Source organism: Fibrisoma montanum (assembly GCF_003583365.1).
GTDB lineage: Bacteria > Bacteroidota > Bacteroidia > Cytophagales > Spirosomataceae > Fibrisoma > Fibrisoma montanum.
In genome coordinates, this window is the sequence record NZ_QXED01000026.1 from 1 (window position 1) to 1,454 (window position 1,454).

The 1,454-nt window shown below is 57.5% G+C and carries 1 protein-coding gene and 1 pseudogene; both read left to right on the top strand.

The genetic code is table 11. From position 1 onward, the window contains the following. A partial coding sequence (locus DYU11_RS32810) for a T9SS type B sorting domain-containing protein (protein ID WP_147368101.1) occupies positions 1–362 on the top strand: 362 nt, incomplete at its 5' end. Between the two features lie 257 nt (positions 363–619). Then, a pseudogene (locus DYU11_RS32815) lies at positions 620–1,454 on the top strand (gliding motility-associated C-terminal domain-containing protein); the annotation flags it as partial.

Genomic DNA, 1,454 nt, shown 5'->3' on the forward strand with positions numbered 1-1,454 from the left:
GGCGGGGGCTGGAGAGTGCGCCCTCCAACAAGGTGTGCGTCGATGCGTGTCCTCAGCTGGTGCTGCCCAACGTGTTCACGCCCAACGGGGACGGCAAGAACGATGTGTTCACGGCTTTGCGGTGTCCACGGTTTGTGGAGTCGGTGGAGCTGGAGGTCTTCAACCGGTGGGGGGTTCGGGTGTACCGGGGTTCGGGCCCGGAGCTGCGCTGGGACGGACGCAGCAGTTCGGGTGAGGAGCTGCCCAGCGGTTTGTACTACTACCAGGTGCGGGTGAGGTATGCGGTGGTGGACCGCAATGCGCCCCCGGAGGTGCTCAAGGGCTGGGTGCAGCTCATCCGCGACGGCGTCTCGATGAGGTAGAGGGGGAAGAGAAGGAGGAAAGGAGGAAGGGAGAAAAGGGTGTGATCGCTGTTTGACCAGCTCCTTTCCTCCTCCCCTTCCTCCTTTCCTCCTTTCCTCCCCCTCTTTCCTTTTCTCCCTCAAAACATACACAACATCCGCAGATTTCTTCCTAAACTTACACCCTGCGCTTCTTGGGCGGTTTACCGCCTGGACCTTTGTAAAATTAAATACACTTTTATCCCTGTAAATCGTTTTAAGGGAAATGTCGTAATTCTATGCGAATACTTTATACGATTGGGCTATATGGCCTTTTCTTAACCACCCTTCTTCTGCCTACGGTTAGCCAGGCAACGCACGTGCGGGCAGGGGAAATCACGACCCGCCGACTTTCGCCCACTTCACTCACTTATGAGATTACCCTGACGGCTTATTTCGACGAAATACGAGGAAGGGCTGCTGCCGACGACGCAAACCGATACATCTTTTGCTTTGGGGACGGCTCACAGGCTGAAGTACAGCGGAGTTCGCGCCGGTTTATCAACGGCCGTACGTCTTCTATCAACACGTATACCATCACCCATACGTTTCCTGGACCGGGTGTGTACACCATTGGCATACAGATTCCAAACCGGAATGCAGACACCAAAAACCTGCCGCCGGCCTCCAGTTCAGACAATATTATTTTCTACGTCTCGACAACGATCGTGATCAACCCGGCCCTGCAAATCAACTCTACGCCGGTGATGCTCAACCCGCCCCTGGACTCGGCCCGCGTGGGCCAGCGCTTCTGCCACAACCCGGCCGCCTTCGATGCCGATGGCGACAGCCTGGCTTACCGCCTGAGTGTACCTAAAGAAGGGCTACTGAACAACGTCTGCCGGGGTCAGCCTATTAACAACTATCTCGATCCGGCCCGAAGCTTCAGTCGCAACAGCGAGTCGGGGGGGCCGGCCTCGTTCTCGATCAACGCCAGCACGGGTGAGCTCTGCTGGGACGCCCCCGGCGAGGAGGGCCAGTACAACTTCGCCTTCATCGTCGAGGAGTGGCGTAACGGCGTGCTCATCGGCGAGATCACCCGCGACATGCAGATCATCGTCCTCGACCAGCCCA